The organism is Mycobacterium sp. IS-1264 (assembly GCF_001954195.1).
Classification (GTDB): Bacteria; Actinomycetota; Actinomycetes; order Mycobacteriales; family Mycobacteriaceae; genus Mycobacterium.
In genome coordinates this window covers 21,973-30,449 of the sequence record NZ_MBES01000096.1, presented here as the reverse complement: position 1 = coordinate 30,449, position 8,477 = coordinate 21,973, and the positions used below count along the sequence as shown (strand labels likewise).

At 67.4% G+C, this 8,477-nt stretch carries 7 protein-coding genes; 4 read left to right on the top strand and 3 right to left on the bottom strand.

Features of this window, described 5'->3' with window-relative positions:
• The 3 genes from A5744_RS23735 to A5744_RS23725 form a co-directional block, all read left to right on the top strand.
• Positions 1 to 512: pyruvate kinase alpha/beta domain-containing protein (locus tag A5744_RS23735; RefSeq protein WP_240563168.1), on the top strand; the 512-nt coding region annotated here is incomplete at its 5' end.
• A gap of 22 nt (positions 513 to 534) precedes the next feature.
• The gene (locus A5744_RS23730; RefSeq protein WP_076064811.1) at positions 535 to 1,410 is read left to right on the top strand and encodes an acyl-CoA thioesterase II; all 876 of its coding nucleotides are present in this window, start codon (positions 535 to 537) and stop codon (positions 1,408 to 1,410) included.
• A gap of 145 nt (positions 1,411 to 1,555) precedes the next feature.
• Positions 1,556 to 2,953 (top strand): phosphatidylglycerol lysyltransferase domain-containing protein, encoded by a 1,398-nt coding sequence (locus A5744_RS23725; protein ID WP_076064810.1) that lies wholly within the window; start codon positions 1,556 to 1,558, stop codon positions 2,951 to 2,953.
• A 33-nt stretch (positions 2,954 to 2,986) separates the two neighbouring features.
• Here the strand turns inward: A5744_RS23725 and A5744_RS23720 are convergent, their stop codons facing one another.
• Positions 2,987 to 3,937 carry a YafY family protein gene (locus A5744_RS23720; protein WP_076064809.1) on the bottom strand — a complete coding sequence of 317 codons (951 nt, stop codon included), beginning with the start codon at positions 3,935 to 3,937 and terminating at the stop codon, positions 2,987 to 2,989.
• A 63-nt stretch (positions 3,938 to 4,000) separates the two neighbouring features.
• Here A5744_RS23720 and A5744_RS23715 point away from each other — a divergent pair, with 63 nt between their 5' ends.
• Positions 4,001 to 5,155: an epoxide hydrolase family protein gene (locus tag A5744_RS23715; RefSeq protein ID WP_076064808.1), complete on the top strand. Its 1,155-nt coding sequence runs from the start codon at positions 4,001 to 4,003 to the stop codon at positions 5,153 to 5,155.
• On the opposite strand, the gene cydC is transcribed toward A5744_RS23715, so the two are convergent.
• Both cydC and cydD read right to left on the bottom strand, forming a co-directional pair.
• Entirely contained in the window at positions 5,136 to 6,824 is a 1,689-nt protein-coding gene (gene cydC, locus A5744_RS23710; protein ID WP_076064807.1) for a thiol reductant ABC exporter subunit CydC, read from the bottom strand. The genes A5744_RS23715 and cydC overlap by 20 nt on opposite strands.
• Positions 6,811 to 8,424: a thiol reductant ABC exporter subunit CydD gene (gene cydD / locus A5744_RS23705; RefSeq protein WP_076064818.1), complete on the bottom strand. Its 1,614-nt coding sequence runs from the start codon at positions 8,422 to 8,424 to the stop codon at positions 6,811 to 6,813. The genes cydC and cydD overlap by 14 nt, the downstream gene beginning before the upstream one ends.
• Between the last annotated feature and the right edge of the window lie 53 nt (positions 8,425 to 8,477).

Below are 8,477 nucleotides of genomic sequence, written 5' to 3'. Positions count from 1 at the left end.
GCGCCGACGCGCTGATGCTGTCCGGCGAGACCGCGGTGGGCAAGTACCCGTTGGCGGCCGTGCGTACGATGTCGCGGATCGTGTGCGCGGTCGAGGAGAATTCCACGGCCGCTCCGCCGTTGACGCATGTGCCGCGCACCAAGCGCGGCGTGATTTCCTACGCCGCCCGCGACATCGGCGAGCGGCTCGACGCCAAGGCGCTGGTCGCGTTCACTCAGTCGGGTGACACGGTGAAGCGACTGGCGCGCCTGCACACGCCGCTGCCCCTGCTCGCGTTCACCGCGTGGCCCGAGGTTCGCAGCCAGCTCGCCATGACCTGGGGGACCGAGACGTTCATCGTCCCGATGATGACCTCGACCGACGGCATGATCCGTCAGGTCGACAAGTCGCTGCTGGCACTGGGCCGCTACAAGCGCGGCGACCTGGTGGTCATCGTCGCGGGCGCGCCGCCGGGCACAGTAGGCTCGACCAACCTGATCCACGTGCACCGGATCGGGGAGGACGACGTCTAATCGACAGGGGGCGGGCAGGCCTGTGGCGGCTGGCAACGATTTCGAGGAGCTGCTGGCGTTACTCGACCTCAACCGCCTATCCGATGAATTATTCGTCGGATCACATCCCAGCAAGAACCCGTTGCGGACCTTCGGCGGCCAGCTCATGGCGCAATCGTTCGTCGCGAGCAGCCGCACGCTGATTCGGGAGGACCTGCCGCCCAGCGCTTTGTCCGTGCACTTCATCAACGGCGGCGACACCGCCAAGGACATCGAATTCCACGTCGCGCGGCTGCGTGACGAGCGGCGCTTCGCCAACCGTCGCGTCGACGCGGTGCAGGACGGCATGTTGCTGTCCACCGCGATGATCTCCTACATGGCTGGAGGCCCCGGCCTCGAGCACGCCGTTGAACCGCCGCCGGTGCCCGAGCCCCACACCCAGCCACCGCTCCGCGAGCTGCTGCAGGGCTATGAGGAGACCGTGCCGCACTTCGTCAATGCCTTGCAGCCGATCGAATGGCGCTATACCAACGACCCGGCCTGGGTGATGCGCGACAAGGGCGACCGCCTTGCCTACAACCGGGTCTGGGTCAAGGCGCTCGGGACGATGCCCGACGATCCGGTGCTGCACGCGGCGACGATGGTGTACTCCTCGGATACCACCGTGCTGGACTCGGTCATCACCAGCCACGGGCTGTCGTGGGGTTTCGACCGCATCTTCGCGGCGTCCGCCAACCACTCCGTGTGGTTCCACCGCCAGCCCGACATCAACGACTGGCTGTTGTATTCGACGTCCTCGCCCGTCGCCGCGGACTCGCGCGGGCTGGGCACCGGACACTTCTTCGATCGCTCCGGCCAACTCGTGGCCACGGTGGCCCAGGAAGGCGTGCTGAAATACTTTCCGCCCCGGCGCCGATAGACAGCACAGGATACCTATCGGACATGCGTCCGATTACGGCTGAAAACAGCCGTGATCAGGCGTAAGTTCTTACAAGCCGGGTATTCGATGGGACATGCGGCAAGCGAGCCGCCCCGCTGAAGGTCAGCGCATCGGGAGGTGAGATGTGAACGGACCGCCGGTCGAAGTCCTACCAAGATTGCGCGCGCGCGAACGCGTTGTCGTTCACGTTGATTCGCTGGCCACACGCTGCTTCGGCGCCTTGGCACTGCTCAGCGCCGCCTGCTGGCTGATCGCGATCCTCGCCCGGCACCACCACAACCCGGAGTGGCACTACGCCGGTCGGCTGGGCTGGTCGCTGACGGTGCTGGCCGCTGTGACGTTCATTGCGCGTGGGATCTTCCTGGGCCGCCCGGTCACGACCATGCATGCGGCCGCGGCCGCCGTGTTTGTGTTGGCGGGCTTCGGTTCGCACGTGCTGTCCTTCGATCTGCTCGGCGACGTGCTGATCGCCAGCTCCGGACTGGTGCTGATGTGGCCGACTTCATCGCATCCGCGACCCGAAGATCTGCCCCGGGCGTGGGCCCTGATCGATGCCACCAGCGATGACCCACTGGCGCCGTTTGCCATGCAGACGGGGAAGAGCTACCACTTCAGCGCCGACGGAACCGCGGCGCTGGCGTACCGGACGCGGATGGGGTTCGCGGTGGTCGGCGGAGACCCGATCGGTGACGAGGCGCGTTTCCCCGAATTGGTAGCCGACTTCGCCGCCATGTGTCGGATGCACGGCTGGCGAATCGCCGTCGTGGGTTGCAGCGACCGGCGTCTCGAGTTGTGGATGGACGCGAAGGTGCTCGGACAATCGCTGCGCGCGGTCCCAATCGGCCGCGACGTCGTCGTCAACGTGTCCGGCTTCGACATGGTGGGCCGCAAGTTCCGCAACCTTCGTCAGGCGGTCAAGCGCACCCACAACGCCGGCATCACCACCGAGATCGTGGCCGAGCAGGAACTCGACGACCGGCTGCTGGCCGAACTGACCGACGTGGTGCACGCGTCACCCAGCGGGGCTCATACCGACCGCGGCTTCTACATGAACCTCGACGGCGTGCTGGAGGGCCGGTTCCCCGGCATACGGCTGATCCTCGCCCGGGATCCGAGCGGGAAGGTACAGGGCTTTCACCGCTACGCGACCGCGGGCGGCGGCAGCGACATCAGCCTCGACGTGCCGTGGCGTCGCCGCGGCGCCCCCAACGGGATTGACGAACGGCTCAGCGTCGACATGATCATGGCCGGCAAAGAGGCTGGGGCGCAGCGCGTATCGCTTTCGTTCGCGGCGTTCCCGGAGATTTTCGACGACAAGAATCGTGGGCGGCTGCAGCGCATTTTCTACCGGCTGATTCACGTGCTGGACCCGTTGATCGCGCTCGAGTCGCTGTATCGGTACGTGCGCAAGTTCCACGCGCTGGATGCCCGACGCTACGCGCTGATATCGCCGATGCAGTTAGTTCCGTTGGTGTTCGTGTTGCTGACGCTGGAGTTCGTGCCGCGGCGACGCCACCTGTGAGCTTCAGCCGTGATGCCGAAACCCGCAAGCTCTTCATCCGATAGCGGCCGAGAGCCGATTGGTCAAGTCCCGGATGTGTTCGATGAGTTCACTGGGTTCGTGTACCGTGCAAGGGAGTTGGAACAAACCGACATACAGGGCGAGTTCATCGAGGCTGTTCGATCCGGTATGTAGGGTGCAATGTTCATCGCTCCTCGCTTCGAGCAGACCGACGTGGTGCGAAACGCGTTCGGCGGCAACTCTAATAGGGACGTGCAGGGTGATGCGGGCACGGTATCGATAGGGGTTCGTTGTCACACCACGGGACAAATACGCGCTGAGGTCGGCGTCGGGCGGCGCACGGAACGAAAACCGAGGCCCGGTGGGAACGCGCGGGGTCAATCGGTCGACGCGGTAAGTGCGCCAGGCGTCACGTTCGATGTCCCAAGCGATCAGATACCAGCGCTTGCCGGTGTGGACGAGCCGATGCGGCTCCACCCTGCGGAGCGAGGCCGTCCCGTCGTGGCTGAGATAGTCGAACCGAAGCTGGTGTTGGTCGCGGCACGCGCCTGCGACGGCGATGAGCGTCTCCGGGTTGACGGTAGGTCCTGGCTGAGGGACGGTTTCCATGGTAGCGGCCAGGAGAGCTATGCGGTGCCGCAGCCGTGACGGTAGCAACGTTTCCAGTTTGGCAAGCGCTCGTACCGAAGACTCTTCGATCCCGGTTACTAAACTCGTTGCGGCCGTGCGCAATCCGATCGCCACCGCAACGGTCTCCTCGTCGTCGAACAGTAGCGGCGGTAGCTGAGCCCCCGCACCCAGTCGATAACCCGAGCGCCCCGCGATGGCTTCGACGGGGTAGCCCAATGTCCGCAACTTTGCGATGTCCCTGCGCACCGTTCGCACACCGACGTTCATCCGATCGGCCAACGCGGCGCCGGTCCATTCGCGGCGCATCTGTAACAGCCCAAGGAGGCGAAGCAATCGCGCGGACGTATCGAGCACGTTTCCAATTCTGCCCGCAACCTAGGACAAGAACTGACCTCCTCCGCTCCTACATTCGGCCTCATGACTAACGACATCAGACCGTTTCGTATCGAAATTCCTCAGCAGCAGCTCGATGACCTGCATGATCGGCTTGACCGCACCCGATGGCCGACGGCCCTTCCCGGCGACGACTGGGAAATGGGTGTCCCGCTCCATTGGTTGCGGGAGCTCACCGAATACTGGCGCACCGGATACGACTGGCGGGCGGCCGAGGCGGGCCTGAATGATTACCCGCAGTTCACCACGACGATCGATGGACAGCGCATCCACTTTCTGCACGTCCGCTCACTCGAACCGGGCGCCTTCCCGCTGATCCTGACGCACGGTTGGCCGGACTCGATCGTCGGATTACTCGACATCATCGGACCGCTCACCGATCCTGAGGCCCACGGAGGCGACCGCGCTGACGCCTTCGACGTGGTGATTCCCTCGTTGCCGGGGTTTGGTTTCTCGGGTCCGACAGCCGACACCGGCTGGACAACCGATCGGATCGCCCGCGCGTGGGCCGAGCTGATGCGGCGGCTCGGCTACCGGCGTTACGGCGCGCAGGGCGGCGACCTCGGCGCGGCCATCAGCCCGCAACTCGGACGAGTGGCTCCAGATCATGTCACCGCCGTGCACCTGAACGGTCCTTCGACCGTGCCGCCGGTGCCCCTTGCGGACGAGGAATTGGCTCAGCTCTCCGACCTCGAACGCGACCGGGTTTGCCGGATTGAAGCCTTCATGCAGGAGGAGTACGGCTACATCGCGATCCAGTCAACGCGGCCTCAAACCATTGCCTACGGGCTCACCGACTCTCCGGTTGGGCAGCTGGCCTGGATCATGGACAAGTTCCGAGAATGGACCTACCCGCGAAACACCGTCCCTGACAAAATCATTGACCGCGACAGGCTGCTCACCAACGCATCGACCTACTGGTTCACCGGTACGGCCGGTTCGGCCGCGTATGTCGCCTACGCACAGGGAGGCAACTGGACGACGCGTTACACCAACTCCGGAGTGCCCACCGCTGCGCTCGTCTTCGCGCACGACGTCAGCATCCGTCGTTACGTCGAAGAACAGAACACCATCACCCGCTGGACCGACATCGATCACGGGGGCCATTTCGCCGCGATGGAGGAACCGGAAGTTCTCACTGCCGACATCCGTGAATTCTTCAGAGCGCACCGCTCGTAACAGTGTCATCGGCTTGGCCTCTCAGGTTATCCGCCGGATCGATGTGTAATTCCGGGCAACCGATCCCGTTGGGGAGGTGGTGAGTGGCGACCACAACCGTTCTGTCGCCGGAGATCAGCCCGGCGTCGGCGGTCAACAGCTCCCGCAGCACCCGTTCGGCGTCGACCGCGTCGAGGTGCTCGGTGGGCTCGTCGAGCAGCACGATCCGGGCGGGGGAGAGCATCGCCCGCGCGAGCAGCAACCGCCTGCGCTGGCCCGCCGAGACCGCCTGTGCGCCACCGGTCAACACCGTCGACAGGCCCTCGGGCAGGCTGGCAAGCCAGCCGCCGAGCCCGATCGAGTCCAGCGCGGCCACCAGTTCGTCGTCATGGCAATCGCCACGGACCACCAGTAGGTTGTCGCGGACGGTGGTGGCGAAGATGTGCGCATCCTCGGCGAAAAACGTGACGGCGCGGTGCAATTCGCCTTCGTCGAAGTGGTCGAGATCGGTTCCGTCGAGCAGTACCCGCCCATCCAGTGGGGGAATCAGCCCGGCGAGTGTCATCAGCAGCGTCGTCTTGCCCGAACCGCTGGCGCCGGTGACCGCCAGCCGCACGCCCGGCGGCAGGTCTAGCCGCGCCCTGATCGATCGCGCCGAATCCGCGTGACCGGCAAGGACATCGGCGCATAGGCGCCCAGCGCCAACGGGCGGTGGCTTCATGGGCTCGGCAGGGCGGTCTGCCGGGGCGAGGTCGAGCAAGCGACGCGCGGCGATCCGCGACCGCGTCAACTGGACCGCGGCGGCCGGTAGGGGAGTCATCGCCTCGAACGCGGACAGCGGCAGCAACATCAGCACGGCCAGCGTGGTGGGTGCGACCGCGTGTGCCATCCCGATCCCGGCCGTCACCGCGCCGAGGACACTGACCCCGATGGCGGCGGTGGGCACCGCCTCCGCGACGGCGGCTGGGCGGGCGGCCGCGTCAAGCGCGGCGCCCCAAACGCGTTGGCGCCGTTGTGATTCGGCAATGACACCTGGTAGCACACCGGCGACGCGCAGCTCGGGCGCGTGCTCGAGGGCGATCATCGCCGACGAGTCGCGCTCCGAATGATGGTGGCGGGCAAATTCTTCCTGCGTCGCCGCGGCCCTGCCGGCCAGCCGCGGCGCCACGATGCCGGCGATCAGCAGGCAGACCGCCAACACCACGGCGGCCGGCAGCGAAATGGCCGCGACGGCCGCGGTCGCCGCCAACGCCAGCACCGCAGCGACGCCGATCGGCACGAGGGCACGAACCAGGACATCGGCCAGTTCGTCGACGTCGGCGCCCACCCGTGCCACCAACTCGCCGCTGTGCAGCCGAACGGCGGCCGAAGCCGGTCCGTGGGCGAGCCGGTGATAGATCTGCGTCCGGGCGGTGCCGGCCGCGCGCAAGGCGGTGTCGTGGGTGGCCAGGCGCTCGCAGTAGTGCAGCACGCCCCGCGAAATCGCGAACGCGCGCACCAAGACGACCGCGACCGACAGGTCCAGCACGGGTGGCATCTGCCACGCGCGCGTGATCAGCCACGCCGAGATCCCGGCCAGCGCCAGCGCACTGCCCAGCGACAGCACGCCGAGCGCGATGGCGGCCAGGATGCGCGGCAGCCGTGGGCGCAGCAGACTCGAGGTCGCCAGGAGCGGATCAGACCGGCGCATAACGCACCCGATCGCCCGATATCACGTCGACCACGCGGTCACCGATAGCGACGACGCGCTCGCGGTGGCCGACGACCACGACGGTCGCTCCGGCGCGGGCGCGCTCGACGATGGCGCGCAGCACCCGGCCCTCGGTGTGGGCGTCCAGGTGCGCGGTGGGCTCATCGAGCAGCAACACGGCCGCGGATGATCCGAGCGCCCGCGCGAGGCCCAGACGTTGCCGCTGCCCCAGGGACAGCCCGACACCGCCGCGCCCGAGCACGGTGTCCATGCCGTCGGTCAGCTCAGCCAGGACCGCGTCGAATCCGGAAGCGGCGCAGGCCGTTTCAAGATCTTCCACGTCGCCCAGCAGCGTGAGGTTGTCGCGCACGGTGCCCGGGATCAGCACCGGGCGTTGCGGTAGCCAGGACAATTGCGGCCACCACGCGGCGGGATCCAGGTCGGCGACGTCCGCGTCGGCCACCGTGATCCGGCCCGATGACGGGATGGTGAGTCCGGCGATCGCCTGCAGGGTGGTGCTCTTGCCCGCGCCGTTTCGTCCGGTCAGCACGGTGACATGACCGGGTTCGATCGTCGCGGTGAGCCCGCACGGTGAGTACCCGTCCCGGCCGGCCACGCTGAGGTTTTCGAGCCGGATGTCGGCGCCCCGCGCGGCGACGGTCCGGTTTCGCACCACCGGGGGGATGGGCTCGCCGATGAGCGCGAACGCCTTGTCGGCCGCCGCCCTACCGTCTTGAGCGGCATGGAATTCCACCCCGATGCGGCGCAGCGGCCAGTAGACGTCGGGGGCCAGCAGCAGGACCGTCAGACCGGTGGCCAGGGTCATTTCACCGAACACCAGGCGAAGACCGATACCGACTGCGATCAGTGCCACGCCCAAGGTGGCCAGCAATTCCAGCACCAGCGCCGACAGAAACGCCATCCGCAGCGTCGCCATCGCCGAGCGCCGATGCGCGGCAGCGAGTTCGGCGATCCGGTGCTCGGGTCCCGACGCGCGCCCCAACGCCCGCAGCGTGGGGATGCCGGCGATCAGATCCAGCAATCGCGCCTGCAGGGTCGTCATCGCACCCAGCGCGGACGCCGATCGATCGGCCGTCGCCAGCCCGATCAGCACCATGAAAACCGGGATCAGCGGCAGGGTGATCACCACGATCGCCGTCGACTTCAGGTCGTAGACCGCGATCACGGCCACCGTCGCCGGCGTCAGGATCGCCGCGAGCAGCAACGTGGGCAGATATCCCGCGAAGTAGGGGCGCAGGCCGTCGAGTCCACGGGTGACCACCACCGCCGCGGCGTCGCGCTGAGCGGCAAGCTCGTTGGGCTGCCTGGCGGTCACCGCCGCCAGCACCTGCCCGTTGAGATCGGCGATCACCGCGCTGGCTCCCCGCTGGCCCAGGCGCGCCTGCAGCCAGTGCGCCGCAGTGCGGATCACCCACAGCGCCAACAGGATTGACAGCGGGCCGGCCCAGCCGCGCAGGCCCCGTGCCGTCGGATCGGTGACGACGCGCGCGACGATACCCGCCAGCAGGATCGCCGAGCCGACCGCGCAGCCGGAGATCACCACCCCGCAGCCCACCGCGGCCGCCAGGAACCGGCGCAGCGCGCCCGATGCCCGCCACAGTCGCGGGTCCAGCGGCGCTCGGGAGTCCCTCG

Excerpts from the sequence above, each read along its gene's own strand:
- A5744_RS23715 (WP_076064808.1), top strand. The coding sequence starts at position 4,001 with ATGACTAACGACATCAGACCGTTTCGTATCGAAATTCCTCAGCAGCAG.
- cydC (WP_076064807.1), bottom strand. The coding sequence starts at position 6,824 with ATGCGCCGGTCTGATCCGCTCCTGGCGACCTCGAGTCTGCTGCGCCCA.